This window comes from Streptomyces sp. NPDC007983, from assembly GCF_042958345.1.
Classification (GTDB): Bacteria; Actinomycetota; Actinomycetes; order Streptomycetales; family Streptomycetaceae; genus Streptomyces.
The window spans coordinates 196,752-221,657 of record NZ_JBIBJI010000004.1 but is presented as its reverse complement, the minus strand read 5'-3'; the positions used below and the strand labels follow the sequence as shown (position 1 = coordinate 221,657).

The following is a 24,906-nucleotide window of genomic DNA, read 5'->3' as shown; positions in this document are numbered from 1 at the left end:
CGTCGTCCTGCGGCACCGCGAGCGATCACCGCCACGCGCCCACCGAGAGCCGCCCGCCGAGGGCCCCCGCCACGGGCTGCCCGCCGAGGGCCGTTCACCGCCGGTCGCTCACCGTACGTCTCACCGCCAGCGAAGAACCCGACCTGGGGAGAAACGTGTCCGTCACACCTGGGAAAGCCGCGCCGTCCTCGCCGTCCGTCGCATCGTTCCGGGGCAGGATCGGCCGGGACGCGCGCAGCGGACACTACGCCGTGCCGCGCCGCTACCGCCTCCATCTGGCGTTGTCCTGCCGGCACTGTCTGCGGATCGCCATCACCCATAGCCTGCTCGGCCTCGACGACACCCTCCCGGTGACCCTGCTGCCCGCCGTGCCCGACGGACCGGACGGCGGGCATTCCGCGCTGCGTCTGATGTACGAGGCCAGCGCGCACCGTTACGCCGGGCCGACCGCGGCACCGGTGCTCAGCGACGACTGGTCGGGCAGGATCGTCAGCACCCACACCCCCGACATCCTGCGCGACCTGGACCGCCGTTTCGGCAGCGGGAGCTCCGACCGCCCCGTTCTCCACCCGTGCGGCGCGGAGCGCGAGATGGAGGCGATCGCACGCCTCTGCGAGCGCGGCATCGACGACGCCGTCCAGCGCGCCGGACAGCCCGGCGCCGACGACGCGGCGCGCGATACCGCGCTCGGTACCGTGTTCGGCGCGCTGGACGCGCTGGAGCGACGGCTCGCGGTCCGGAAGCACGTCCTGGGCGAGGAACTGACCGCCTCCGACGTGCAGGTGTGGGTGACCCTGCTGTGGCTCGACACCGTGCACCGGCAGCATCTGGACGCCGCCGCGGTGCACCGCATCACGGACCACCCGCACCTGTGGGCCTACGCGCGGCGGCTGGCCGCCCACCCGGCGTTCGGCCGCCACCTCGATCTGGACGGCATCGCCCGTCGGCACCACGCGCACTGCCAGGGCCTGGAGGCCGCCGGAGCGGCGGTCCAGATCCTGGACTGGGCCACGCACGCGCGGCTCAGGACCCCCGCCGAACCCGGCTGACGGCCGGCTGCCCGCGCAGGCGTTGCAGGGGAGTGGGCGGCAGCGTGCGGGCGGCCCCGCGCGCGTAGTGCCGCTCCACGTAGAACTGCCCGGCGCTCAGGACCGTGGTGACGGCGATGTACCAGAGGGTGGCCACCATCAGCAGCGGGATGACCTGGTAGGTCTGGTTGTAGACCAGCTGCACCGAGTACAGCAGGTCGTGCACGGCCAGGACGCTGACGATGCTGGTGCCCTTGAGGGTGCCGATCAGCATGTTGCCCGCTGTCGGCACGATGGAGCGCATCGCCTGAGGCACCACGATCCGGCGCAGGGTGCGCCACCGGCCCAGGCCGAGCGCCTGGGCCGCCTGGGTCTGGCCGGCATCCACGGACACGATGCCACCGCGTACCACCTCGGCGGCGTAGGCGGCCTCGTGCAGGGTCAGGCCGATGACGGCGGTGAGGGCGGGGCCGAGCAGGTTGACGGTCTTGACGGTGACGAACTGGGGGCCGAAGGGGACGCCGACACCGAGCGTCGGGTAGAGCGCGCCGATGTTGAACCAGAACAGCAACTGGACCAGCAGCGGTGTGGAACGGAAGATCCACACATAGCCCCAACTCAGCGTCGCCAGCACCGGGTTGGCGGACAACCGCATCACGGCCAGCAGGGTGCCCAGCAGAAAACCGAGCACCATGACCACCGCGGTCAGCCACAGGGTCAGCAGCAGCCCGTCGAGCACGGCGGTGGTGGTGAAGTAGCGCCCGACGACGTCCCATTGGAAGGCGGGGTTACGGACGACGGAGTTGGCCACCATCGCGAACACCAGCAGCGCGACGGCCGCCGCGAACCACCGGCCGAGGTGGCGGCGCGGCACGATCCGCGGCAGGTCGCCGGAGCCGCACCGCTTGCGCGTGGTGGAGGGGGATACGGACACGGGATCGGGGGCGGTGACATCGGAAGGCGTGGCCATCTGAGGGTCCTCGGGGGGAAGGATCGCGGGCGTGGGCGGGTGCACCCCGGTGGCATGCGGCCGGGGTGGGGCTTCATCACGCTCGCCGCGTCCCTCAACGCGGCCGGAGGGGCCGCCGCGCGGGGGCGGAGCCGATCCAGGGGGTGATGGTATGTGCCGACCGCGTAGCGCTGTCAATGTGGCCGGGGAGGTGGCGGGAAAGCCGGCCCCCACCGGTCCGTCATCCGGGCACCGGTTGACGCGACGCCATGTGTCCTGCTCAATTAGTCTCATGAATGCCCAGCCGCGCTTGGTCTCCCGCGACCACATCGACTTCGGTCGTGTGTGGTCCGCCATGTGTTGCGCCTGACTGGGCAGCGGGCTGTCTGATCGGCCCTTCCCTCCCTCGGTGACCCCGTCGCGGGCCGAGTTCTTCCTCCGCGCGACCGCCGTACCCGGGCTCTGACCCGGCGTACGAACGGTCCCGCGGCCCCGGACACGCGCTGCCTTCGCACCTTCCGGCCTCATCACGCCTGTCTGATTCACCCGTGCTCTCCGCAAACCACATTCGCTGATCCGCCGTCACCCACGGCCGGAACAACGGGTGTTCCGCCCTTCCCGCGTGGCCCTTTGTGCCCATCCCGAGAGGCTCTTCGCATGCCCGTGGAATTCCTCGGCATCGCCGCCACCCATGACGGCTCCGAGACCACCCCGCGCTCCGGCGCCGCCTTCGACAAGGAGTACACCCTCCGGCTCGCCCGGGCACACGAGGACCACGGCTGGGACCGGGTGCTCTTCGCCTACGGCTCCGGATCGCCGGACCCCGCCCCGGCCGCCGCGTACATCGCGAGCAGGCTGGACCGCCTTCAGATCCTGCTCGCCCACCGGCCCAACGTCTCGTATCCGACGTACGCCGCGAAGACCTTCGCCACTCTCGACCAGCTCAGCGAGGGCCGGTTGACGGTGCACTTCATCACCGGTGGCAACGACCATGAGCAGGGCCGGGAGGGCGACACCCTCACCAAGGACCAGCGCTATGAGCGCACCCGCGAGTACATCCGGATCGTCAAGAAGATCTGGACGGCTCGCGAGCCCTTCGACCACGAGGGGGAGTACTACCGCTTCCACGACTTCGTCAGCGATGTCCTCCCCGTCCAGCAGCCCAGGCCCCGGGTCTCCTTCGGCGGTTCCTCCCCGGCGGCCTACGCGGCCGGGGGAGCGGAGGCCGACATCTACTGCCTGTGGGGCGAGCCTCTGGAGAAGACCGCGGAACAGATCGAGGCGGTGAAAGCGGCCGCACGGGCCGCGGGCCGCACCGACGTCCCGCGCATCCAGGCGGCCTTCCGGCCGATCATCGCCCCTACCGAGGAACTGGCCTGGGAGAAGGCCCACCGCACGGTCGGCGCGATCCGGGCGCGGCGTGAGCAGGGGCTCGTACGGCACCACCGCGACAGCGCCCCGGAGAACACCGGCTCCCAGCGGCTGATCGCCATCGCGGAGCAGGGGGAGCGGTACGACCGCGCGCTGTGGACCCCGACCGCCGCCGCCACCGGCGGCGCGGGCAACTCCAACGCCCTGGTCGGCACCCCCGAGACGGTGGCTCAGGCGCTGCTGGACTACTACGACCTGGGCGTCGACATCCTCTCCGCCCGGGGCTATGACCTGCTGGGCGACGCCATCGACTTCGGGCGGCACGTCATCCCGATCGTCCGCGAGGAGGTCGCCAAGCGCGACGCCGAGCGCGCGGCGCGCGGCCCGCAGTCCCTCGCGGCGGTGCGCGCATGACCACAGCCGCGCAGCGGCCCGCCACCGGGCTGACCGTCGTCCCCGTCGAGGTCGGCGACCCGCGCGTGGCGCCGCTGTTGCGGGAACTGGGCGACGAGTACTCCACCCGCTACGGCAAGGACGCGCACGCCGAACTCGCCCGGTATCCCGACGAGGAGTTCACCCCCGCACACGGCGGCGTGCTGCTCCTGCTGCTGGAGCACGGGGAGCCGGTCGCGGGCGGCGCCTTCCGCCGCTACGACGACACCACGGCCGAACTGAAACGCATCTGGACCCACTCCGCCCACCGCCGACGCGGCCTCGCCCGCCGGGTCGTGGCCGAACTGGAGCGCACGGCAGCGGCCCGCGGCTACCGGCGCGTCTACCTGACCACCGGGCCGCGCCAGCCCGAGGCCCGCGGCCTGTACCTGGCCACGGGCTACACACCGCTGTTCGACACCGGGGCCGACCCGGAGACCATCGGCCCGCTCCCGTTCGAGAAACACCTCACCACCGACGCACAGACCCGAAAGGCTCCCGCCCCGTGAACCACTCCCGCGCGAGACTGCGCCTTCGTCCGGCCGCCGCCGTAACCGTCTCCGCGCTGGCGCTGGCCGGCTGCGGTTCCGGCGACCCCGGTGGCACGGCGGCGGCGGGCGCCGCGTCCCCCGCACCGACCGCCAATCCGGTGGCCTCGGTGCACAAGGCCGACTCCATCGCCGCCCTGCTGCCCGCCGACGTCAGGAAGTCGGGCACGCTGCGGATCGGCAGCTCGGTGGGGGGACCGCCGGGCGCGTACTACCCGCAGGGGACGGGCGGGAAGCCCGTGGGCCAGGACATCGACCTCGCGAACGCGGTGGCCAAGGTCCTCGGCGTCGAGCTGCAACGCCAGGACGCCTCGTTCGAGACGATCCTGCCCGCTCTCGGCAGCGGCAAGTACGACGTGGGGACCGGCAACTTCGGCGTCACCGCCGAGCGGCTGAAGACCATCGACTTCGCCACCTACATCAACGACGGCCAGGGCTTCGCGGTGAAGAAGGGCAACACCGCGCTCGGCGGCAAGGTCACCGATCTCACCAAACTGTGCGGCCTGACCATCGGCACCGGGGCGGGCACCACCTTCGAGGCGACCCTCGAAGCGCAGAAGAAGGTGTGCGCGAAGGCGGGCAAGAAGCCGTACGAGGTGAAGGTGTTCTCCGAGAACGGCGCCCTCCTCACCGCGCTCCAGCAGGGCCGGATCGACGTGGAGATGTCCACCATCAACGGCCTCCGCCACCAGGCGGCACAGAAGGCCGCGCAGACCAGCTTCCTCGGCGAGTACCACCGGCTCGACGTGGGCTTCGCCTTCAAGAAGGGCTCCCGGCTTCCCCGGGCCTTCCAGGCCGCCGTCAATGAGCTGATCAAGGACGGGACCTACGCCCGGATCCTCGACAAGTGGGGCACCAAGGCCTCCGCGATCGAGACCTCGCGGATCAACCCGCCCGAACACACCCCGTAGAACCGGAACAACCTCGCCGGACCGAATCGCGTCTAGATCAGCAACGGACGCGCGGCGGACAACTCGGCGAGGGTTGTTTCCGCCCCTCTATGCACTCAGTGTATAGAGGGAGTGGACAGAAAGGTGGCGCGCGCTTCCGTAGAACGAAGACGGAAAGGCACCCATGTACGACAAGGCGTTCGCCCCGGAGTACCAGGGCTCCCTCACCACCCTGTCCGTGAACTCGTCGCTGGTCGACGTACTGGCCGCGGGCACCGAGCAGTTGCGGGCGGCCGAGCGCAGCGGCTGCCCTCGGGAGACGGCGCGCGTGGGGCTGGCGGTGGCCGAGGCCAACCGCAGGCTGGGGAATGTGTCGGATGCCGACCGCGAGTGGAAGGCCAGCTATCGGGCGGCCCGTACGGCGGGGGACGCCGGGGCGATGGCGTGGGCGCTGTGGAGTGGTGGCACGCTCGCCCGGCAGCGGGGCGCGCTGGCGCTGGCGTGGCGCCTGCTCGGGTTCGCGGCCGAACTCGGCGAACAGGGAGGGGACATCCTCGCCCGTGGCTACTCGCTCGCCGGATTGGCGGAGACGGGTCGCATCCAGGGGGATTACGAGGCCGTGGGCGCGCTGCACGAGCAACTTCTCGCCGAGGCGCGGGAGCGCGGCGAGGCACGGCACACCGTATGGGCGCTGGAGGGGATCGCCCAGATGCATCGCAACACCGGGTCGTACGACACGGCGTACGCGATGTTCGAGGAGTCCGCGGCGATCGCCGCGCAGGCCGAGGACCGGCGCGGACATGCCTGGGCGCTGCGCGGCTTGGCCGACATCGTCTCCGTGCGCGACGGCGACGCGGACCGTGCGCTGGACCTGCTCGCCGAGGCGGAGGTGACGTGTCGCGAGATGAACCTGATGAGCGCGCTGGCCTACAACCACAAGATGCGCGGCAATGTACTCTATCGCGCGGGTCGTTGCGCGGAGGCGCGTGACGTCTACCAGCAGGCACTGACCGAGTTCCGCGCCATGAGCGAGCCGCGCGGCGAGGCCCTCGCCCGGCTGGGGCTCGTCAAGTCCCTGGCCCGGCTCGGGCGTGACCGCGCCCACACAGCCGCCGATCTGGCCGAGCTGGCCGCTGTACTGGACCGGATCGGGCTGCGGCACGCCCGCCGGATGGTGGACCGCGCGCGGGTGGAATTCGGCATCGCGTAAGCGAGGAGCCGGCCCGGGCGGTGCGTGTGCGTGTGCGTGTGCGTGAGGAGGGGCCTCCCCACGCACACGGCGCTTACACGGACGCCTGGTCGTTGTCCTTCATCGAACCCCAGCCGTGCCACCGCTCGACCTCGATCCAGGCGCTGGTACGGGCGCGGTCCCGGTCCGGGTAGGGCCCGCCGATGTAGTGGTGGGCGATGCGGTCGATGTCGGCCAGGCCCTCGTCCTCGCGCATCTCCACGACACGTCCGATGAGCGTGACATGGGTGTACCAGTCGTCCTTGTCCAGGACGGTGAGGGTCACCCGCGGATCGCGGCGCAGGTGCTTCAGCCGTACCCGGCCGTCGTCCAGGTTGACCAGGACGCGGCCGTCCTCCCACGCGTACCAGGTGGGAGTGGACACGGGGGTGCCGTCCGAGCGCACGGTGGCCATGACGGCCGGATTGGGGTGGCGCAGCAGGGCGTCGGCCTCGGGCGGCAGCGGCGGCTTGGACATGAGAACTCCTTGCTGACGGGTGGCGGGGCGAGCTGTCGGACATGGCGGGCCCCGCACTGCCCGGATGGTACGTGACCGGGCGCGCCCGGGCCCAGGAGACGCAGTCGGTGCTCGCTGTCCGAAGGGCCGGTGGTCGGGCAGGGGTTGTCGATCACGCGTCGCGCGCCCCCTCGCCGGCGCGGGGGCGCGCAACGCGCAGCGCGTCCCGCGTCGGAGAGCGTCAGCCGACCGCGCCCTCGATGAGCCGGTGGGCGGCCGCGTCGGTGCGGGCGACGTCCTGGGTGACCAGGCGGTCCTGGCACAATCCGCGCAGGCCGGAGACCAGGAGCGTGGCCCGGGCCCGTGCCTGCCGCGGCGGATGGCCCAGCCGGACGTACGCGGCGGCGATGGGGCCGATCATGATTTCGACGGTTTCCGCGGCGAGGCTGCCGTACTGCTCCGGCTCGGTGGTGGCCAGGCTGAGCAGCTGCAGCAGCATGCGGATCGGCCCGGCCTGCTCCCCGGTGGTGATCGCTTCCCACAGAGTATGGGCGGCCCGGTGCAGGGCGGCGGTGTCGTGGACATCGTCGAACATCCTGTGGGCGTCCGGCCGGCTGGCGGCCAGTGCCTGCGCCAACAGATTCTCGCGACTGCCGAAGTAGTACAGAAGCATGCGCTTGGTGGTGCCGATCGCCTCGGCGAGCGGACTCAGCGACATCTGGGCGAGGCCGTGGTGCTGGAGGTAATGCGTGACCTGCTCCAGCAACTCGGCGCGCTTCTCGGCGTTGACGGGACGAGGCACGCTTTGACTGTACCGGTCGGTACACGTACGGTGCAAAGACGTAAGTGTGCCGATCGGTACGTTAACCAGCGTGGCGGCCAGGTGCGAGGGACGAAGAAGGGGCGCCATGAGAGGCCGGACCGATCGACCAGTGGGCATATCCGTGGCCAGGACCCTGGCCGAGGCCATGTGGTTCCCGGCGGCGCTCTTCCTCGGCTTCCTGTTCTGCTTCGCCCCCGCCCTGCACGCGCCTCAACCGCACCATGCGAAGGTCGTGGTCGCCGGAGGCGCCCAGGGGGCCAAGGCCGGGGCAGCTTTGCGGGGGCAGCACCCGGGTGGGTTCGATGTCACCACCGTGACCCGCGCTGGGGAGGCCCGCCAGGCGGTGCTGGACCGGGACGCGGTGGCGGGCTACGTCGCCGGAGGGCGGCATCCCGTGCTGTACGTGGCCAAGGCCAACGGGGTGTCCCTCGCGCAGACGTTGACCAGGAACTTCTCCCACATCACGGCCGAGCACGAACAGAGGCTCATTGTCGAGGACGTGGCGCCCACGGTGAGCAAGGATCTGACGGGCACGACCCTGGTCTATTTCGGGACCGCCTGGAGCGTCCCCGGTTACCTGCTCGCGACGACCCTGCTGCGTGCGGTGACCTTCAACCGTCGCAGGAAGCTGATGACGATCGCGGGTGTCGCAGTCCTCTTCAGCCTCGTCGGTTTCCTCGTCGGCACAGGGCTGGGCTACCTCCCCGGTAATCCCTCGGCGCCGGCGATCGCCTTTCTGCTCACCACGGCGGTGGCCACGTTCGCCTCCGGCTTGGCGCCGTTCGTCAGGCAGTACTTCCCCGCGGTGGGCATGGGTCTGTTCATCGTGCTGAGCATTCCGACCAGCGGTGTGGTCCCCGCCCCGCTGCTGCCCCCGTTCTTCCAGCGCGTGCACGCCGTCATGCCTCTCGCCAACGCGGTGGATGCGCTCAGGGGGGTCCTGTACTTCGACGGGGCGGGGGTGCTCGAGCCCGTCCTCGTGCTGGGCGCGTGGATCACGGCGGGTGTCGTCCTGATGGGTTTCGATGCCTGGCTGCAGCATCGCAAAGCCGCTCGAAAGGACGGGGGAGGCGAGCAGGAGGAGGTTGTGGAGCCACCGGTGGACGACCCGTCCCTGGAGACGCCGACCCCTACCGCGCTTCCGGTCCACCCTCACCACTTCGGCGAGCCGGTGCCGACGCTGCAGGGCACCGTTCGCGACGGCGCGCGGCAGCCCGTCCGCCATGCCGCGGTGACCGTCATGGACGCCGGAGGACGGCAGCTGGTGCGTAGCACGACGAACGCGCGGGGCGAGTACGCCGTGACCGGTCTGTCAGAGGGGTATCTCAGCATCGTGGTCTCGTCCCCGGGCCGGAAGTCGGGCGTTCACCGGAGGCTGCTGCGATCCGGTGCGGTCGTCCAGGTCGACTTCACCATGCACGACCGGCCCCAGGGGGCGTCGCCCCGCAGGCTGTCCCGACGCCACTGAGGTTCTCGATCCGGGGCCACGCCGCGGTGGGCGGGCGAAGCCCTCGATCCCGCGCTCTGCGTATGCGCGAACAGGGGCCGCCCGCCGGTTCCGGCGGGTCGGTCATCCGACGGCGCTTCGAAGCGCCTCGACCTCGGCGTCGAGCGCGGCCTCGCGGGCGACGATCTCCTCCACGGCCTTGAGGGCTTCCTCCGCTCGGTGCGGCGGGATGACGATGACGCCGTCGCCGTCGGCGGCGACGATGTCGCCCGGGTGCACCACGACACCGCCGATGGCGACGGCTTCGCCGATCGTGCCCGGGCCGTTCTTGAAGGGGCCGGCGGGAGTCAGCCCGCGGGCGAACACCGGGACCCGGAGTTGTTCGATGATCGCGGCGTCGCGCACATAGCCGTCGACGACCGCGCCGGCGGCCCCGTGCACGGCGAACCGCTGCGCGAGGTTGTCGCCGATGATCGCGCGGCCGTCGTAGCCGAAGGCGTTGATGACGAGGATGTCGTCGGGACGGATGTGTTCGAGCGCCGCGATCACGGCTTTGTTGTCGCCCGCGACGGTGAGGACCGGGAGTGCTGTGCCGACGGCCTTGGCGCCGCCCCAGATGGGGGCGATGCCTCCGTCGACGATGTTCAGCCGGTCGAGGGCGTCGCCGAGGTTGGCCACGGAGTGGGCGCGGAACCGTTCGAGCACATGCTCGTCGACGCGTTCCCACGCCGTGTTCACGCGGACGTTGTCCTGGGGCATCGCGGTTCCTTGGGGTGGTGGGGGCGGGGGAGGGCGGCGTCCGGTTCGGCGGATGTGCGGTGCGCTGCGGATGGCCGAGAAAGTGCGAAAGCTTTCGCGTTTTTGGTGGGAGCCAGTGTGCATCGATCCGGGGCGCGACACAAGGGGTGGCCGATAATGACCGAAACCGGCCGCGTCGAACGCCATGAGGCCGTGGAATCCGGCGTCAAGTAGCCGCAAGAGTCGCATGATCCAAGGCGAGAAGGGCAATGGAAGCGCGAGGTTAACGGGAGGCGACATCTTTCCTTGACCACCCAAGAATGCGAATCTATTCTCATTCGCGATTCAAGTCGCAACTTGGCTCCGGCGCTGTTCCGCTGCCCTCTCCGTCGCCTGGTCCGGCCCATCGTGTGAGCGACACCCGGACGACGCCGAAGCCGCCCAACTCCCCTGAGACGCCGTCATCGGCTTCCCCTCACGATCCACCCCGCATGGGTGCACCTCGACGCAGGAGTGATCGCCGGCGGCGACCACGCTCAGCGCGCGATCCTCAGGACACCGTCCCCGGAGTCCGCGACACCGAAAGTGAACGCGTATGACAACGTCAGATCGGCTCGACGTCCCAGCAGACCGTCACGAGGCATCGCCGGAGACGCCCGGCGCGGCAGCGGTCGACGTCGTCGCCGCCAACCGCAAGGTCGTCCGGAAGGCCACCGTCGCGGGTGCCGTGGGCTCCTTCGTCGAGTGGTACGACTACGGCATCTACGGCCTGCTCGTCACCTACCTCGCGATCAACATCATGGGAGAGGCCGACGCCGGGAACCTCTTCCTCACCAACGTCGGCTTCCTGGTCAGCTTCGTCGCCCGCCCGTTCGGCAGCGTGATCTGCGGATACCTCGGGGACAAGATCGGGCGCAAGGGGCTTCTCGCGACCCTGCTGGTCCTGATCTCCGCCGCCACCGCGGCCATCGGCCTCATCCCCTCCCACGCCGTCATAGGCGTGGCCGCGCCCGCCCTCCTCGTGCTCCTCCGGGTGCTGCAAGGCTTCTCCGCGGGCGGCGAGGTGGCCGGTGCCATGTCCTTCGTCGGCGAGTACGCGCCGGACTCCCGCCGCAACTGCATGATGAGCTTCATCGCGGTCGGCTCGTTCGTCGCCCTGATGTTCGGCAGCGCCTTCTCCGCCGTCCTCATCACAACCCTCGGCGACGCCTCGATGACCTCCTGGGCGTGGCGGGTGCCGTTCCTGCTGGCCGTCCCGCTCGGCTACGTCGGTTTCTACATCCGCCGCCAGCTGGAGGAGACCCCGCACTTCAAGGCGCTGCGCGAACAGAACACCGTCGCGCGCAACCCGCTCAGGGAGGCCTTCACCTCCCGGCGCCACCTGAAGGCGATCGCCCTCACGATCTTCCTCCCCGCCCTCAACGGCCCCGGCTACTACCTGCTCTTCGTCTACATGCCGACCTACTTGAAGACCTCGCTGGGCGCGCACAACTTCTCGATGCTGCGGGCGCTCACCGTCACCTCGTTCAGCCTGGTCGCCATCGTCATCTGCATCCCGCTCATGGCCCGTCTGTCGGACCGGATCGGCCGCAAGCCCGTACTCGCCGGCTCCGCCGTCGCCAGCGCCGCCGTCTCGTATCCGATGTTCCGGCTCATCACCACCGGGGACTTCGGGCTCGCCTGCGTCGGCACCGTCGTCCTCGCCATCGCCTTCTCCGGGCATGCCGCCGTTGTGCACACCATGCTCGCCGAGATGTTCCCGACCACCGTGCGCTACTCCGCCTACAGCATCGGGTTCAGCGTCTCGACGATCATCTTCGGCGGCAGCGCCCCGCTGGTCATGACCGAGCTGATCCAGTCGACCGGCTCCAACCTCGTCCCGGCCTACGCCTCCGTCATCACCGCCCTGATCACCCTGGTCACGGTCGCCTTCCTGCGCGAGACCAAGGGCCAGCCCCTCGCCGCCCGCTGAATCCCCCCACCAGGAGAGACACCATGGGAATCAACTCCGTAGCCGTCGTCGCCGACCTCGGCGAGAGCTTCGGCAACTACACGATCGGCGACGACGGCGCCCTGCTCGGCCTCGTCACCTCATCGAACATCGCCTGCGGCTTCCACGCCGGTGACCCGCGCATCATGGACCGGACCGTCGCCGACTGCGTCGAGCGCGGCATCGAACTGGGGGCCCACCCCGGCTACCCCGACCTGGTCGGCTTCGGACGCCGGCTCATCGAGGCGACCGAGGAGGAGATCCGTACCGACGTCCTCTACCAGCTCGGCGCCCTCGACGCCTTCGCGCGGGTGCACGGCGGCACCATCAGCCATGTCGCCCCGCACGGCCGGATGGGCTCGATCGCGCAGACCGACGCCAAGCACGCCCGCGCCATCACCGACGCGATCGCCGCGTACAACACCGACTACATCGTCATCTGCCAGCGTGGTCTGCTCGCGGAGGAGTCGCGCAAGCGTGGCCTGGAGGTCGGCTACGTGTTCCTCGCCGACCGCGGCTACGGGGATGACGGCATGCCCGTTCCGCGCTCCCACGAGGGAGGCCTCATTCACGACCCCGAGCTGATCGGCGAGCGCTCGGTCCAGGTCGTGCGGGAGGGCACCGTGTGCTCGGTCAACGGAAACGTGGTCCCGCTCGGCCACGACGCCGACGTCCTGCTCCTGCACGGCGACCACCCGTCCGTCCTCGCGAACGGCACGGCGCTGCGCACCGCGGTCGACGCCGCGGGCATCCGCGTCACCGGCCTGCGCGAGGTCCTGGCGCAGAAGACGGAGGTCGCGCTCGCCGGCTGAGGGCGGGGCGCACCAGGCGATGACGACAGCACAGTACGGCGCCATCTCCGCCGAGCCCTTCGGGGACTCGGCGGTGATGGTGACCATCCCTCATGCCGACCAAGCCATCCGACGGGCCGGGATCGTGGCGTTCCGCGACCGGTTCCTGGCGCACCGCCCGCACGGTGTGCTCGACGTCGTCTCCGGGCTCGAATCCCTGCTCATCGAGTTCGACCCGCTGCGGACCGCGTATCCGCACGTGGAATACGCGGCCCGTCTGGTGGCGCGGTGGGCGCCGTCGCCCGCGGACGGCCCGGCCCGCTCGCGTCAGGTACGGACGTTCGCGATCCCCGTCGTCTTCGACGAGGACACCGGCCCCGATCTGGTGTCCGTCGCCGAGGAACTCGGCCTGTCCGTCGCCGATGTCGTCGAGGCCATCGCCGGGTCCACCTTCACCATCTGCCTCCTGGGGGCGGCCATGGCTCCGATGATGGACGGGCTCAAGGTGCCGCGGCCGGTGCGCAGACGGGCCGAGCCCCGCACGGACGTCGCCCCCGGTGCCGTCATGATCGCCGGGACCAACGCGATCATCCAGCCCTTCCCCGGTCCGACCGGCTGGCGGGTGATCGGGCGTACGCCGCACACCATCGTCGACATCTCCCGCCCGGACCCCGTGTCGTTCGGCCCCGGTGACGTCGTGCGCTTCGTCCCCGTCACGCGGGACGAGGCCGAGGCGCTGGACGCCGGCTTCCTGCTGCCGACGGAGGTGGCCGTATGAAGACCGTGACGCTCGACGTCACCAGCACCGGGTGGATCACCACGTTCCAGGACCTCGGCCGGTGCGGTACGGAGCAGCGCGGCGTTCCCACCGGGGGAGCGGCCGACCAGCATTCGGCGGCCGTGGCGAATCTCCTCGTGGGCAACTCCCGTGGCGCGACCCTGATCGAGAACCTCGGCGGTGAGCTGGCCGTCGTGCCCGACGCGGACGTGCTGCTCACCGTGACCGGCGCGCCCGCCCGGGTCACCGTCGCGGGCGCGCCCGCCGACAGCTGGTCACCGCTGGTCGTGCCCGCGGGCCACGAGGTGCGGATCGTTGTGGACATGAGCCGGGGAGCCCGCACCTATCTGGCGGTGAACGGAACGCTGAGCACCGAGACCCTGCTGGACAGCGCGGCGCCGGACGCCCGGATGGGATTCGGGCAGGCCGTGGTCCGGGGCTCGTCCGTCCTGCTGGAGACGGCGTTCCGGGGGTTCGGGAACCGGCTGTTCGGGGCGCCGCTGTTCCGGCTTCCCGTGCCCGTCCCGCGCTTCGACGACGGCCCCTGGGTCGTCGACGTCGTCCCCAGCCCCGGCATCGGGACGATCGCCGGGATCCGCGAGGTGATCGAGGAGGCGACCTACGTCGTCACCCCCCGCTCCGACCACGTCGGGCTCAGGCTGCACGGGCCGGTGCTTCATCCGGACACCGGGACCGAGATCGTGTCGCACGGCGTGCCCATCGGGGCGCTGCAGATCCCGCACGCGGACGAGCTGATCGTCCTCGGCCGCTATCGGAGCCTGACCGCCGGCTATCCCATCGTCGGTGTCGCGTCACGGGCGTCCCTGTCCCTGCTCGGGCAGGCCGGGCCGGGGCGCGAACTGAGGTTCCGCTGGATCGACCGCGAGACCTCGCTGCGTCGCTTCGCGCGCCGTGAATCCGAGACCCGTGCGCTTGCCCGTGCGGCTGCGGAAGCGTTCGGCGCACTCGGCTTCGCCGCACCCTTGTCCCGAGTAAACTGAGAATCTATTCTCATATGCAGCGTGAATCTCATATCACTGAATGTCATATCGCACATGGAGGAGGAACCGGTGACGACATCGCCCCGCACGACCGCGCTCATCACAGGCGCCGGCAGCGGAATGGGGCTCGAAACCGCGCGGCTGCTCGCCCGGGACGGTGCCGCCGTCGTACTGCTCGGCCGCAGACAGGAGGCGCTCGACACGGTCGCCGCCACCATCCGCGCCGAAGGCGGGACCGCTCTCGCCCTCGCCGCGGACATCACCCGCGCGGACGAGGTGACCCATGTCCTGGAGCGGGTGCGGAGCGAACTCGGCCCGGTCGACATCCTCGTCAACAACGCGGGCAGCGCCTCGTCCGTCCTCAACCCGCAGTGGCTCCCGCACGACGAGTGGCGCCAGGTCCTCGATGTGAACCTCACCGCGGTCTTCCAGCTCACCCAGGCCGTCCTGCCCGACATGCTCGACCGCGGCACCGGGACCATCGTCACCGTCTCCTCGCTCGCCGCCGTCAACCCCAACCTGCTCGGCGGAGCCGCCTACGGCGCGGCCAAGGCCGGCGTGCGCAACTTCATGACGTTCCTGCACAACACCTTCCGCAACCAAGGGCTCCGAGCGATCACCGTGCTGCCGGGCGAAGCGGACACCCCCATCCTCGACAACCGCGCCCGGCCCCCGGCGCCGGAGGAGCGCGCCAACATGGTGCAGCCCGAGGACGTGGCCGAGGCCATCCGCCTGGCCGTCGCCCTTCCCCAGCGTGTTGTCCTCCAAGAGATCGTCGTCGCCCCCACCCGGCAGCGCGACGTCTCCGCCGACCTCGAGATCAGCCGTCGGGCGGGTGCGCCGGCCGACCCCGCACCGCAGGCCTGACAACCCCGCCACCAGGAGGAACGTATGCCGCCCACCCTCACCACGCAGCCGCCCCTGTACGACGCCGCCGACGCCGTCGCCCGCATCGCGGCCGCCTCCCGCCGGACGCAGCAACCGCAGTCCCGCGGGGACCTCGTCTCCCTCGCGATGGGCGAACCCGACTTCGACACACCCCGGAAGGTGACCGAGGCGGCCCACGCCTCGCTGCGCTCGGCACGCACCCACTACTCACCGCTGCTCGGCGAACCGGCCCTGCGCGAGGCCCTCGCCGCCAAGCTCACCGCCACCGCGGGGACACCGGCGTCCGCCGCCGACGTCCTGATCACCCAGGGGGGCACCGCCGGGCTCGCCGCGTCGATCCTCGGCATCGTCAACCCCGGTGACAAGGTGGTCGTCCCCGACCCCACCTACTCGCTCTACGGCGACCTGGTCGCGATGGCCGGAGGCACCGTCGTCCCCGTCCCGCTCGCGCCGGACCTGCACTGGGACCTCGACCGGCTCGCCGACGCCCTCACCGGCGCCAAGCTCTTCGTCTTCTGCAACCCGGTCAACCCGACCGGCATCGTGCACGGCCGCGAGGAACTCGAAACGCTCGCCGGCCTGCTCGACGGCACTCCCACCATCGTCATCTCCGACGAGGCGTACTCCGACCTCGACTACACCGGGCGGCCCTTCACCTCGGCGACCTCGATCGACGGTCTGCGCGAGCGGACCGTCTACTGCCAGACCTTCTCCAAGAGCTACGCGATGACCGGCTGGCGCGTCGGCTACCTCTGGGGACCGTCGCAGCTCATCCAGGCATCCGCGCGCGTCCACAACACCTTCAACGGCTCCGTCAACACCGTCATCCAGGACGCCGCGCTCGTCGCGGTGGAGAGCTGCGACGAAGACGTCGCCCGGATGCGCGCCGCGTATGAACAGCGCCGCGAGATCATGCGCGCCGAACTGGCCGCGATTCCCGGCCTGACCCTCAGCGCACCGGAAGGGGCCTTCTACCAGTTCCCTCGCTACGACCTCGACCTGCCCTCCGTGGAGGTCGTCGCAGCGCTGCGGTCGCACGGCGTCGCCGTCCGGCCGGGGAGCGAGTTCGGGGCGTGCGGCGAGAAGCATCTGCGACTGTCGTACGCCGCCGGCCCGCAGTCCATCGTCGAGGGTGTCCGCAGGCTGGCCGACGGTCTCGCGGCGCTGCGATGAACCCGGCCCCGAACGCGACGAGGAGTCGCCCCATGCGCAGTGACACCGAGCGCAACCGCAGGCACCTCATCAAGGCGGCCGCGCGGCTGTTCGAGAACTCGCCGACGCCCGTCAGCCTCGCCGAGATCGCCAAGCACGCCGAGGTGTCCACGGCGACGGCCTACCGCCACTTCTCCTCCGTCGAAGAGATCCTGCACGCCTTCCGCGCCCAAGTGGGCACCCAGCTACGGGACTTCAGCGCCCGGCAGACCAGCCGGGGCATGGCGAGGCTCGACGCCGTGTCACGGCACTGGGTGTCCCTCGTCCTCGAACACGGCGGCGCGATGGCGCAGATGCGCTCGCACCGCGGCTACCTCGAGCGTCTGCGCGAAAACACCGGCTACCTCACCCCGCAGGCCGAAGCACTCGCCGAGCCACTGCGGCAGACCACGCGGGAGCTCGGCCTCGGAGATCTCGGCGACGAAGCCCTGTACCTGTGGAACGCGTTGTTCGACCCACGCGACATCCTCGACCTCATCAAGAGCGGACACACCGAGGACGAAGCCGCCACACGCCTGGTGGCAGCCCTGCGCGGTGCGCTGATCGGGTGGTCGGCGGCGGACCAGCCACAGCGCGCCTGACAACGGCGGTGCCGGCCGAATGGGCTGCCCGGCGGCTCCCCGGGTGTCCCAGGAGTCTCGAGCGACTCCTTGGTCGCCGTTTCTGATGGTGGCACACCGCGCATGACCGGCAGGGCCGTTGGTACGAGGAGGTGGGAACCTGTGTTTGAGGCAGCGACTCCGCGGAATCGGAGTCGCCGGAAGCGCCCCCATCCGCCAACGCTGTCGTTATGGCAGCTTCCGTCCACCAAGGGCCCCACGGCGCCCGTGCCGCCACCCAGTTCGGAGTTCCGGAAGTGCTTTTCGACGTCACCCGCAGCGACCTCGTCGACATCTTCGGCGAGGACCGGATCGCGACCGTGCCCGCCACCGCCTTCCCGCCCGCCACCGCGGACACCGAGGGCGCCCGCCTCCTGCAGACCGTCGGCGTCCCCACGGGGACGCTCCTGCTGCGTCCGCCCGACGAGCACGACGGCCTGCTGCCCCTCGTCCAGGACGTCGTCTGCATCGAGGACTTCGAGGACTTCGAGGACTTCGAGGACGCCGCGGAGGGCGCGGCTGACTGGCCCGTCATCGGCTGGCTGCTCAACGCGCATCTCGCCCTCGACCCCGTGTCCGGGAAGGTGTACGCCGTCGACCCCGACGAGGAGACGGTGATCGAGCTCCACGCGGACGTCTCCTCCCTCGTCCAGGTCACCCTCCGGCTCCAGCGCCTGCTCGAGGAGTTCACCTTCAGCGGCGACGAGGACGAGGAGGAAGCCGACTTCGAGCGCCTGGACGGTGAGGTCGATCGCATTCGTGAGGAGACGAGCAGCATCGACCCGCTCCCTTTCCAGGACGACGAGACCGTCTGGTCGGTAGTGGGCGATGAGATCGCCATGGGTCAGCGCTTCAAGGGCAACAGCCCGGTAGCCCGCTCGCTCTACGGGTGATCGCGGGTCGATGTCGCCCACGCACCGCGCGGGCTGCGCGGTGCGCAGACAGCCTTCCTGTGGTAAGCGCCCCGGGCCATCCGTTCGGTTCGATCGGGGCTGGGGTCAGCCCATGGAGATGGCGGCGTTCATCTCCCACATGAGTACCTCGGCGCCGTCGGGGCCGCCGGTGACGCGCTGGCCCTCGGCGCCGGTGATCCGGACCGCGTCGCCGGTGGCCAGTGCTCCCGCGCCCTCCAGTTCGGCGCTGCCACGCGCAACAAAGAGGTGGACGAAGGGTGCGGCCGCGATCTCCAGGGTCTCGGCGGGGCGGATGCGAGCGACGTGCAGGGCGGCATGCTTCTGCCGGATGCCGATCGCGCGCTGGTTGCCGTGCCCGGGCATGCCGGAGGCGAGGGTGGTCCAGCCGCCGAGGGCGAGTTCGTCGTTGATGTCGAGCTGCTCGTAGCCGGGGCGGATACCGGACTCGTCGGGGATGGTCCACATCTGGATGAAGTGGACGGGGTCGTGGTGCTCGGGCCGGCCGGTCAGGGTCCAGGAGTCGTTCTTCTCGCTGTGAAGGATGCCGGTGCCGGCGCTCATCCGCTGGGCGAGGCCGGGGTAGATCACCCCGTTGTGGCCCTCGGAGTCCTGGTGGACGAGGCTGCCGTCGAGGACCCAGGTGATGATCTCCATGTCCCGGTGGGGGTGGGTCTCGAAGCCGGTGCCGGGGGCGACGACATCGTCGTTGGAGACCAGCAGAAGCCCGAAATGAGTGTTTCTGGGGTCCCGGTGGTGTGAGAAGGAGAAGGAGTGGTGGGAGTCGAGCCAGCCGGCGCGGGTATGGAAGCGCTCGTTGGCGCGCCGGATGTCGAGGGGGAGGGCCATGGTGCCGTCCTTCCTGTTCGTACGGCCGGAGGTGCCGACCCGGGCATGTAGTTGAACGTTATACAAAACAGTGGGCAGGGTTATTCCCGTCACTCCATGGGTGTGATCGCCCTGCCGATGATTTACGGTTCAACTGGTGTTCGATCGGCGGGCATGGACCCCACGCATGGCATCTGACATGGGCATCTTCAGCCGCAATCGAACGAATGACACCAACGGAACGGAGACCGCAGCCGTGAGCACCCCGATCAAGGTAGCTGTCGTCTACTACTCCTCCACCGGAACGATCGCCGCGGTCGGCCAGCACATCGCCCAGTGCGCGGAGAAGGCCGGCGCCGAGGTCCGCCTGCTCAAGGCGGCCGAACTGGCCCCGCAGGACGCGATCGACTCCAACGCCGCCTGGGCGGCCAACGCCGCCGCCACCGCCAACATCCCGGAGGCCACCCCGGCCGACATCGAATGGGCCGACGCCGTGATCTTCGGTTCGCCCACCCGCTTCGGCAACATCGCCTCGCAGCTGAAGCAGTTCATCGACACTCTCGGCGGCCTGTGGGGCCAGGGCAAGCTCGCCGACAAGGTCTACAGCGGTTTCACCTCCTCCGCCACGACCCACGGCGGTCAGGAGTCCACCCTGCTCGCCCTGTACAACTCCTTCCACCACTTCGGCGGCATCGTCGTCGCCCCCGGTTACACCGACCCCGCCAAGTTCGCCGACGGCAATCCCTACGGCACCTCCCACGTCGACGCACAGGGCGACAACCCCGTCGACCAGACCACCCGCGAGGCCGCCCGGGTCCAGGCCGAGCGCATCGTGCGCATCGCCACCGCCCTCAAGGCCGGCCTCGCCGCCGCCTGAGCCAGTCATCCTGCGGAGTGCACCCCCGGCCGAACTTACCGGGTGCGGCGGCCGCCCGGGACGGTGGCCACCAGGCCGCAATCGCGCAGGCAGGCCAGGTGGTTGGACGGCCGGGTCCGCGAGACGCCGAGCGGGTCGGCGAGGTCAACCGTTACGGCGGCTCCCAAGCAGCGCTAGCCATCGCGGCCGACCAGGCCCGCCTCCCAGGCCGCGAGCGCTGCCTCCACGCGGTTGCGCACTCCCAGCTTGCCCAGGATTGCGCTGACGTGTGCTTTCACGGTGCCCTCCACCAGGTGCAGGCGGGAGGCGATCTCGGCGTTGGACAGCCCCGAGCCGAGCAATGTGAGGACGGAGTGCTCGCGCTCGGTGAGCTGTTCGACCGGGTGGCGGGGCGGCATCGTGCCGGTCATGCGACCCGTGCGCAGCCCACTGATCACCCGGGTGGCGACTCTCGGTGACCGGCCCGAACGGGCGGGAAAGTCGACCACCATGCGGATGATCCTCGGTCTGGACCATCCTTCCGAGGGCGAGGCGCTCATCGACGGCAGGCCGTACTCCGCGTTCCGCCACCCGATCTGTGAGGTGGGAACGCTCCTTGACGCGAAGGCGCTGCACCCGGCGCGCTCCGCGCGCAGCCACCTCCTCGCACAGGCCCGCAGCAATGGCATCCCCGTGAGGCGCGCGGACGAGGTGCTGGAGACGGTGGGGCTGGCCAAGGTGGCGCGTCGCCCAGCCGGGGCCTTCTCCCTCGGTATGCACCAGCGGCTCGGGATTGCCGGGGCACTTCTCGGTGATCCGAAGGTGCTCATCCTCGACGAGCCGGTCAACGGTCTCGACCCCGACGGGGTGCGCTGGGTGCGCGAACTCGTGCGGGCGCAAGCGGACGGAGGCCGGACGGTCTTCCTCTCCAGCCATCTCATGAGCGAGATGCAACTGACCGCCGACCGGCTCGTCGTCATCGGGAAGGGCAAGCTGCTCGCGGACCAGCCCATGGCGGAGCTCCTGGCGAGAAGCTCCGAGGCTGCGGTACGCGTGCACGCCCCCGATCCCGAAGAGCTGCGCGTACTCGTCGACCATCTGGCGCGGCGCGCCTCTGTGCGCGTCGAATCGGCCGGCGACGGTGCGATCGTCGTCAAGGGCGGCAGCGCCGGAGAGGTCGGTGACCTCGCTCACCGGCTGGGGTGTCTGGCGGCGGGCACGGCGATCACTGCCGTCTTCACCTTCTACTACGGCTCCATCGCGCGCATCAACGACAAGCCGCCGCAGCCCGTCGGCAACGCACCGGTGATGTCCTTGCTCGTCGTCCAGTTCGCCGTCATCGTCCTGGCGATGGTCACGGTGGCGAGCGAGTATGCGACGAGCAGCGTGCGCACCTCACTGCTGTGGGTGCCGGTCCGGCACCGGGTGCAGCTCGCCAAGGCGCTCGTGTGCGCGGCTGTGGCCTTCGCCGCCGGAGTCTTCTTCGGTCTGCTGGGCATGGCCGTGGCGTGGGTGCCCTTCGGCGGCCACGCCACGTTCGAGCTCACGAAGGCCGTATCCCAGCCGCTGGCGATGGGCGTGTACTGTGCGCTGATCGCGGCCATGACGGTAGGGGTGTCGTTCGCGCTGAGGGCTTCGGCGGGAGCGCTGACGGTCCTCTTCGTCCTGATCTCGGCCGTGCCCAGCCTGCTCACGGGGCTGGGCGGCGACGTGCTGCTGGCGATCAACGACTACCTGCCGCAGACCGCCGGCACGTACCTCATGCGGGGCGACGGCGGCGCCCCGTACCCGACGGTGGTGGCAGCCGTGATCGTGGCGTCGTGGACGGTCGCCGCGCATCTGCTCGGCCGGTTCGTACTGCGACGCCATGACGCGTGACGCCCGCTTCACCGGTCGACGGGGGCCGGAAGCAGCCCGTCGGCGATCAGCCCGGCGAGGACGGCCTCGCCCAGGGCGTGGACGGCGGATTGTGGCCGGACCATGACCGTGAACTCCTTGATCCGGCCGGCGTCGTCGAAGTGCAGCAGATCGATGCCGTGGATGTCCTTGCCGCCTGCGACGGCCCGGAAGAGCAGAACCACCGAGGAGGAGGCGCTGCCGTCGGCGCTCGTCTCGGCGGTGCCGTCGTGGCGGCCGATGTAGCGAAAGTTCTCGAAGGTACGCAGCAGAACTCCGAAGAGGCCGAGCACCATGGGTTTTCCTTCGAAGGGGGTGAACTTCACGGGGCTGTAGAGGCGGATGTCGTCGGTGAACAGGTCCTCCAAGGCTGCCAGGTCGCGGTTGTCGACGGCGGCGCGGAACCGTGCGGCTGTGGTCATGACTCTCACTCCATACTCATGAATATGACTAGTCAGATTCATGAGTATGATGAGGCGGGTCCGGGGACGGACGCAAGAGGGACAGACGCAAGGGGAGGAGAGCCGATGGCGTTGCGGCACGCGGTTCTCGCGGCGCTACTCGACGAGGAGTTGAGCGGGTACCAGCTGGTCAAGGCGTTCGACCTCGGTGTGGCGAACTTCTGGCACGCGCAGCCGCAGCAGGTGTACGCGGAGCTGACGCGACTGGAGAAGGACGGTCTGATCACGGGCCGCGAAGTGGTTCAGGACACCCGGCCCAACAAGCGCCTGTTCCAGGTCACCGACGCCGGCCTGGCCGAGCTCGACCGCTTCACGGCCACCGCCGCCAAACCGTCCTTCCTGCGGGACGACTTGGTCGTCAAGGTCCAGGCCGCCGACCACGTCGACGTCCAGACGCTGATCGCACGGCTGACCGAGCGCGCGACCCTCGCCCAGGCCAAGATCGACCTGTTCGGCAAGCTCCTGCGCGGCATGCGGGGCGACCGCACCGAAGAGGAGTTCCTGCGCCACGGCGAGCGCATCGGCCCCTACCTCACCTGCCTGCGCGGCCTGGCCTTCGAGCAGGGCAACCACGACTGGTGCGAACGCACGGTCGCCATCCTTCGGGAGAGAGGGGGCACCGATGCCCCACGTTGAACCGCATTACCTGCGCTATGTCGCCCTGGGCGACAGCCAGACCGAGGGCGTCGGCGACGGCGACGACACCGTAGGACTGCGCGGGTTCGCCGACCGGCTCGCCGAACACCTCGCCCACCACAACCCCGCGGTGACGTACGCCAATCTGGGCGTACGGGGGCGCCTGGCCCGCGACGTCCACGCGGAGCAACTCGCCCCCGCTCTCGCACTCCGGCCCGACCTGGCCACCGTCGTCGCCGGGGTCAACGATCTGCTGCGGCCAGGGTTCGACGCCGATGAGGTCGCGGGCCACCTGGAGGCGATGTTCGCCGCGCTGACCGCTCAGGGAGCCCGCGTCGCCACCCTCACCTTCCCCGACCCCGCGCGCATCGCGCCGCTCGCCCGGCCACTCACCTCCCGCGCCACGGCCCTCAACGCGCGCATCCGTCGCGCGGCCCGTCGCCACGGAGTCACCGTCGCCGAGACCGGCCACCACCCGGTGGTCACCGACCCCCGCCTGTGGAGCCCCGACCGGCTTCACGCCAGCCCCCTCGGCCACCAGCGGATCGCCGCTGCCCTCGCCCATGCCATCGCCCTCCCGAACAGCAACGACGACTGGACACACCCCCTGCCCCCTCCCGTCACGCCTTCCCCCACCGGATGGAGGGCCACCGCCGCGGAACTGCGCTGGGCCGCCGCCTTCCTCGGCCCCTGGATCGGCCGGCGCCTACGCGGCCGCTCAACCGGTGACGGCCGCACCGCCAAACGCCCACACCTGCTCCCCGTACAGACGTCCCTCGGCACCGGCTGCGGCGAGGAACGGTGAGCGGATCCAGATCGAGAGCGAGCGCGATCGCTCAGACGGCGCCCGGCACGCCCGGCAACACGTCCTTGGCCACCAGCCGGCCGTCCGACCAGCAGAGCCTGTACACGTCCACCTGCTCCAGGAGGTTGATGTTGGACCGGTAGAACTCGCAGGTGGAGCCGGCGGGCATGGGCTCAGCCCTCATGCGGTCGGACGGGTAGCGGAACGACTCGGGGGGCAACGCCGCCGCGTAGCCGTCTCGTTCGGCGCCGACCTTGAGTGCCGCGAAGTCCGCAGGCCGCAGCACGCAGGTGGACAGCTGGTAGCCGAGCAGTACGGCAGACATGAGCTGCACCACGCGGTACGCCGCCCGGTCGACCAGCGGCGGTAGAGCGCCCTCACCGTCTCGGCGCAGCTCCACCGTGACACCCGACTCCCGCACGCGCCCGACGAGTTGCTCCAGCGATTCCACCGAGGCGGCAACAGGCCCGTGCGTCGGCACCGGCTCAGGTGCCCGCTCCGCGCGGGGCTCTCGCGCAGCACCCCGATGGCGTCCCGTAGATGGCCGACCGCGTCCGAGACCATCACCCGCAGCTCGGCGAGGTCCTTCCGGTCCTGGCCCGACAGGGTCGGAGACAGTTCCAGAGCGCCCGCGCGCAAGCCGATGAGGCTGAGCTCGTGCCCGAGGGAGTCGTGCATCTCGGCAGCGATCCTGGTCCGCTCCCTCAGGCGCGCCTGCTCGGCGACATGGCCCTGCCGCCTCTCCATGCTGTGCGCGCGTTGCCAGCCGCCGCGCACCAGGGCCTGCCGGGCGTGCCAGTAGCGGCCGATCAGCCAGGGCAGCACCATGGCCGCAGGCAGCAGCGTCACGGCGTAGAACCAGTGAACGGCGCCCGCCCGCAGTACGGCGCACAGCCCGAGGTCCACCGCCATGCAGCTGCCGAACACACGCGCAGGGCGGCTCTGGTGTCGAGGGACCTGGTGGCGAGCAGACAGGACAGGACGGCCAGCGACAGCAGGTAGGCGTTCGCCGGTGTGTCAGGTGAGGCCAGGCCCAGCGCGCACAGTCCGTTGACGAGGAACACGGCGCCGCTGGGCCGCCTGCGGCTGCCCGGGACCGCCACCGCCAGCACCAAGGCCGGCAGCAACAGCCCCGTCGCCAGGGACGACCGGGCCCGGTCCGCGTACCAGAGGACGCCCACCGCCATCAGCACCGCCCACAGAAGCGCGTCCGCCCCGGCAGGCCGTGCCGCCGCCCAAGCGGCTCGCGCGGTCACCTGCGCGTCGTCATCGTCAACACCACCCGTACGACCGATCACCCGTGGAGGCTACCGAGGGCCCGTGGGGCCGGATCCCACGATGGT

The 24,906-nt window shown here is 70.5% G+C and carries 25 protein-coding genes and 4 pseudogenes; 18 read left to right on the top strand and 11 right to left on the bottom strand.

The annotated features are described in order from the left end of the window. The first annotated feature begins 155 nt into the window (after positions 1-155). A complete protein-coding gene (locus tag ACFZCY_RS14645) occupies positions 156-1,049 on the top strand; it encodes a glutathione S-transferase C-terminal domain-containing protein (RefSeq protein WP_391172516.1) in 894 nt (297 codons plus the stop codon). Here ACFZCY_RS14645 and ACFZCY_RS14640 read toward each other — a convergent pair. After that, a complete protein-coding gene (locus ACFZCY_RS14640; protein WP_391172514.1) occupies positions 1,024-1,998 on the bottom strand; it encodes an ABC transporter permease subunit in 975 nt (324 codons plus the stop codon). The genes ACFZCY_RS14645 and ACFZCY_RS14640 overlap by 26 nt on opposite strands. A 636-nt stretch (positions 1,999-2,634) precedes the next feature. Here ACFZCY_RS14640 and ACFZCY_RS14635 point away from each other — a divergent pair. The 4 genes from ACFZCY_RS14635 to ACFZCY_RS14620 all read left to right on the top strand — a co-directional run bounded on the left by ACFZCY_RS14635 (position 2,635) and on the right by ACFZCY_RS14620 (position 6,428). Beyond that, positions 2,635-3,762: an LLM class flavin-dependent oxidoreductase gene (locus ACFZCY_RS14635; RefSeq protein WP_391172512.1), complete on the top strand. Its 1,128-nt coding sequence runs from the start codon at positions 2,635-2,637 to the stop codon at positions 3,760-3,762. Continuing rightward, positions 3,759-4,289, top strand: a complete 531-nt coding sequence (locus tag ACFZCY_RS14630; RefSeq protein ID WP_391172510.1) for a GNAT family N-acetyltransferase — start codon at positions 3,759-3,761, stop codon at positions 4,287-4,289. Before ACFZCY_RS14635 ends, ACFZCY_RS14630 begins: the two co-directional genes overlap by 4 nt. Continuing rightward, complete coding sequence (locus ACFZCY_RS14625; RefSeq protein ID WP_391172508.1) at positions 4,286-5,239, top strand: transporter substrate-binding domain-containing protein; 954 nt, start codon at positions 4,286-4,288, stop codon at positions 5,237-5,239. The genes ACFZCY_RS14630 and ACFZCY_RS14625 overlap by 4 nt, the downstream gene beginning before the upstream one ends. A gap of 163 nt (positions 5,240-5,402) precedes the next feature. Beyond that, the gene (locus ACFZCY_RS14620) at positions 5,403-6,428 is read left to right on the top strand and encodes a tetratricopeptide repeat protein (protein ID WP_391172506.1); all 1,026 of its coding nucleotides are present in this window, start codon (positions 5,403-5,405) and stop codon (positions 6,426-6,428) included. 73 nt (positions 6,429-6,501) lie between these two features. On the opposite strand, the gene ACFZCY_RS14615 is transcribed toward ACFZCY_RS14620, so the two are convergent. Beyond that, positions 6,502-6,924, bottom strand: a complete 423-nt coding sequence (locus tag ACFZCY_RS14615) for a TIGR03618 family F420-dependent PPOX class oxidoreductase (RefSeq protein ID WP_391172504.1) — start codon at positions 6,922-6,924, stop codon at positions 6,502-6,504. Positions 6,925-7,144: 220 nt separating this feature from the next. Beyond that, a complete protein-coding gene (locus ACFZCY_RS14610) occupies positions 7,145-7,705 on the bottom strand; it encodes a TetR family transcriptional regulator (RefSeq protein WP_391172502.1) in 561 nt (186 codons plus the stop codon). A gap of 142 nt (positions 7,706-7,847) precedes the next feature. Between ACFZCY_RS14610 and ACFZCY_RS14605 the strand changes: the two genes are divergently transcribed. After that, positions 7,848-9,194 (top strand): carboxypeptidase regulatory-like domain-containing protein, encoded by a 1,347-nt coding sequence (locus ACFZCY_RS14605; RefSeq protein WP_391172500.1) that lies wholly within the window; start codon positions 7,848-7,850, stop codon positions 9,192-9,194. A 102-nt stretch (positions 9,195-9,296) separates the two neighbouring features. Here ACFZCY_RS14605 and ACFZCY_RS14600 read toward each other — a convergent pair whose 3' ends face one another. Beyond that, complete coding sequence (locus ACFZCY_RS14600; protein ID WP_391172497.1) at positions 9,297-9,932, bottom strand: RraA family protein; 636 nt, start codon at positions 9,930-9,932, stop codon at positions 9,297-9,299. Positions 9,933-10,506: 574 nt separating this feature from the next. Here ACFZCY_RS14600 and ACFZCY_RS14595 point away from each other — a divergent pair. The 8 genes from ACFZCY_RS14595 (at position 10,507) to ACFZCY_RS14560 (ending at position 18,063) form a co-directional block, all read left to right on the top strand. After that, complete coding sequence (locus ACFZCY_RS14595) at positions 10,507-11,883, top strand: MFS transporter (protein WP_391172495.1); 1,377 nt, start codon at positions 10,507-10,509, stop codon at positions 11,881-11,883. Positions 11,884-11,906: 23 nt separating this feature from the next. Further along, positions 11,907-12,713, top strand: a complete 807-nt coding sequence (locus tag ACFZCY_RS14590; protein ID WP_391172493.1) for a 5-oxoprolinase subunit PxpA — start codon at positions 11,907-11,909, stop codon at positions 12,711-12,713. A 19-nt stretch (positions 12,714-12,732) separates the two neighbouring features. Next, a complete protein-coding gene (locus ACFZCY_RS14585; protein WP_391172491.1) occupies positions 12,733-13,470 on the top strand; it encodes a carboxyltransferase domain-containing protein in 738 nt (245 codons plus the stop codon). After that, a complete protein-coding gene (locus tag ACFZCY_RS14580) occupies positions 13,467-14,471 on the top strand; it encodes a biotin-dependent carboxyltransferase family protein (protein WP_391172489.1) in 1,005 nt (334 codons plus the stop codon). The genes ACFZCY_RS14585 and ACFZCY_RS14580 overlap by 4 nt, the downstream gene beginning before the upstream one ends. A 69-nt stretch (positions 14,472-14,540) precedes the next feature. Then, positions 14,541-15,338, top strand: coding sequence for an SDR family NAD(P)-dependent oxidoreductase (locus ACFZCY_RS14575; RefSeq protein WP_391172487.1), 798 nt, complete (start codon positions 14,541-14,543; stop codon positions 15,336-15,338). A 24-nt stretch (positions 15,339-15,362) separates the two neighbouring features. Then, positions 15,363-16,532 carry an aminotransferase class I/II-fold pyridoxal phosphate-dependent enzyme gene (locus ACFZCY_RS14570; RefSeq protein WP_391172485.1) on the top strand — a complete coding sequence of 390 codons (1,170 nt, stop codon included), beginning with the start codon at positions 15,363-15,365 and terminating at the stop codon, positions 16,530-16,532. A 32-nt stretch (positions 16,533-16,564) separates the two neighbouring features. Further along, positions 16,565-17,152, top strand: coding sequence for a TetR family transcriptional regulator (locus ACFZCY_RS14565; protein ID WP_391172483.1), 588 nt, complete (start codon positions 16,565-16,567; stop codon positions 17,150-17,152). Positions 17,153-17,427: 275 nt separating this feature from the next. Then, the gene (locus ACFZCY_RS14560; protein ID WP_391173634.1) at positions 17,428-18,063 is read left to right on the top strand and encodes an SUKH-4 family immunity protein; all 636 of its coding nucleotides are present in this window, start codon (positions 17,428-17,430) and stop codon (positions 18,061-18,063) included. Between the two features lie 105 nt (positions 18,064-18,168). Here the strand turns inward: ACFZCY_RS14560 and ACFZCY_RS14555 are convergent, their stop codons facing one another. Beyond that, positions 18,169-18,930: a pirin family protein gene (locus ACFZCY_RS14555; protein ID WP_391172481.1), complete on the bottom strand. Its 762-nt coding sequence runs from the start codon at positions 18,928-18,930 to the stop codon at positions 18,169-18,171. A gap of 235 nt (positions 18,931-19,165) precedes the next feature. Here ACFZCY_RS14555 and wrbA point away from each other — a divergent pair, with 235 nt between their 5' ends. Further along, positions 19,166-19,786 carry an NAD(P)H:quinone oxidoreductase gene (gene wrbA / locus ACFZCY_RS14550; RefSeq protein ID WP_391172479.1) on the top strand — a complete coding sequence of 207 codons (621 nt, stop codon included), beginning with the start codon at positions 19,166-19,168 and terminating at the stop codon, positions 19,784-19,786. Between the two features lie 38 nt (positions 19,787-19,824). Here wrbA and ACFZCY_RS14545 read toward each other — a convergent pair. Together ACFZCY_RS14545 and ACFZCY_RS14540 are read right to left on the bottom strand one after the other, a co-directional pair. Further along, positions 19,825-19,944 (bottom strand): annotated as a pseudogene (locus ACFZCY_RS14545) (ArsR family transcriptional regulator); the annotation flags it as partial. 15 nt (positions 19,945-19,959) lie between these two features. Next, positions 19,960-20,244, bottom strand: a pseudogene (locus ACFZCY_RS14540) (response regulator transcription factor); the annotation flags it as partial. 4 nt (positions 20,245-20,248) lie between these two features. Between ACFZCY_RS14540 and ACFZCY_RS14535 the strand changes: the two are divergent. Next, a pseudogene (locus ACFZCY_RS14535) lies at positions 20,249-20,968 on the top strand (ATP-binding cassette domain-containing protein); the annotation flags it as partial. Positions 20,969-21,651: 683 nt separating this feature from the next. On the opposite strand, the gene ACFZCY_RS14530 reads toward ACFZCY_RS14535, so the two are convergent. Further along, positions 21,652-22,083, bottom strand: a complete 432-nt coding sequence (locus tag ACFZCY_RS14530) for a nuclear transport factor 2 family protein (RefSeq protein WP_391172477.1) — start codon at positions 22,081-22,083, stop codon at positions 21,652-21,654. A gap of 105 nt (positions 22,084-22,188) precedes the next feature. Between ACFZCY_RS14530 and ACFZCY_RS14525 the strand changes: the two genes are divergently transcribed. Both ACFZCY_RS14525 and ACFZCY_RS14520 read left to right on the top strand, forming a co-directional pair. Continuing rightward, entirely contained in the window at positions 22,189-22,758 is a 570-nt protein-coding gene (locus tag ACFZCY_RS14525; RefSeq protein WP_391172475.1) for a helix-turn-helix transcriptional regulator, read from the top strand. Continuing rightward, a complete protein-coding gene (locus tag ACFZCY_RS14520) occupies positions 22,745-23,563 on the top strand; it encodes a GDSL-type esterase/lipase family protein (protein WP_391172472.1) in 819 nt (272 codons plus the stop codon). Before ACFZCY_RS14525 ends, ACFZCY_RS14520 begins: the two co-directional genes overlap by 14 nt. Positions 23,564-23,594: 31 nt before the next feature. Here the strand turns inward: ACFZCY_RS14520 and ACFZCY_RS14515 are convergent, their stop codons facing one another. From ACFZCY_RS14515 to ACFZCY_RS14505, 3 genes and pseudogenes are all read right to left on the bottom strand, one after another. Further along, positions 23,595-24,044 carry a hypothetical protein gene (locus ACFZCY_RS14515; protein WP_391173704.1) on the bottom strand — a complete coding sequence of 150 codons (450 nt, stop codon included), beginning with the start codon at positions 24,042-24,044 and terminating at the stop codon, positions 23,595-23,597. An 86-nt stretch (positions 24,045-24,130) separates the two neighbouring features. Next, positions 24,131-24,241: pseudogene (locus ACFZCY_RS14510) on the bottom strand (hypothetical protein); the annotation flags it as partial. A 167-nt stretch (positions 24,242-24,408) separates the two neighbouring features. After that, a complete protein-coding gene (locus ACFZCY_RS14505) occupies positions 24,409-24,861 on the bottom strand; it encodes a hypothetical protein (RefSeq protein WP_391172470.1) in 453 nt (150 codons plus the stop codon). Between the last annotated feature and the right edge of the window lie 45 nt (positions 24,862-24,906).

What these genes read in the sequence shown, in the direction of transcription:
- ACFZCY_RS14600 (WP_391172497.1), bottom strand. Translation starts at nt 9,932, where the DNA reads ATGCCCCAGGACAACGTCCGCGTGAACACGGCGTGGGAACGCGTCGAC.
- ACFZCY_RS14595 (WP_391172495.1), top strand. Translation starts at nt 10,507, where the DNA reads ATGACAACGTCAGATCGGCTCGACGTCCCAGCAGACCGTCACGAGGCA.
- ACFZCY_RS14590 (WP_391172493.1), top strand. Translation starts at nt 11,907, where the DNA reads ATGGGAATCAACTCCGTAGCCGTCGTCGCCGACCTCGGCGAGAGCTTC.
- ACFZCY_RS14585 (WP_391172491.1), top strand. Translation starts at nt 12,733, where the DNA reads ATGACGACAGCACAGTACGGCGCCATCTCCGCCGAGCCCTTCGGGGAC.
- ACFZCY_RS14565 (WP_391172483.1), top strand. Translation starts at nt 16,565, where the DNA reads ATGCGCAGTGACACCGAGCGCAACCGCAGGCACCTCATCAAGGCGGCC.
- ACFZCY_RS14520 (WP_391172472.1), top strand. Translation starts at nt 22,745, where the DNA reads ATGCCCCACGTTGAACCGCATTACCTGCGCTATGTCGCCCTGGGCGAC.
- ACFZCY_RS14530 (WP_391172477.1), bottom strand. Translation starts at nt 22,083, where the DNA reads ATGACCACAGCCGCACGGTTCCGCGCCGCCGTCGACAACCGCGACCTG.
- ACFZCY_RS14525 (WP_391172475.1), top strand. Translation starts at nt 22,189, where the DNA reads ATGGCGTTGCGGCACGCGGTTCTCGCGGCGCTACTCGACGAGGAGTTG.
- ACFZCY_RS14580 (WP_391172489.1), top strand. Translation starts at nt 13,467, where the DNA reads ATGAAGACCGTGACGCTCGACGTCACCAGCACCGGGTGGATCACCACG.
- ACFZCY_RS14620 (WP_391172506.1), top strand. Translation starts at nt 5,403, where the DNA reads ATGTACGACAAGGCGTTCGCCCCGGAGTACCAGGGCTCCCTCACCACC.
- ACFZCY_RS14615 (WP_391172504.1), bottom strand. Translation starts at nt 6,924, where the DNA reads ATGTCCAAGCCGCCGCTGCCGCCCGAGGCCGACGCCCTGCTGCGCCAC.
- ACFZCY_RS14570 (WP_391172485.1), top strand. Translation starts at nt 15,363, where the DNA reads ATGCCGCCCACCCTCACCACGCAGCCGCCCCTGTACGACGCCGCCGAC.
- ACFZCY_RS14555 (WP_391172481.1), bottom strand. Translation starts at nt 18,930, where the DNA reads ATGGCCCTCCCCCTCGACATCCGGCGCGCCAACGAGCGCTTCCATACC.
- ACFZCY_RS14640 (WP_391172514.1), bottom strand. Translation starts at nt 1,998, where the DNA reads ATGGCCACGCCTTCCGATGTCACCGCCCCCGATCCCGTGTCCGTATCC.
- ACFZCY_RS14630 (WP_391172510.1), top strand. Translation starts at nt 3,759, where the DNA reads ATGACCACAGCCGCGCAGCGGCCCGCCACCGGGCTGACCGTCGTCCCC.
- ACFZCY_RS14635 (WP_391172512.1), top strand. Translation starts at nt 2,635, where the DNA reads ATGCCCGTGGAATTCCTCGGCATCGCCGCCACCCATGACGGCTCCGAG.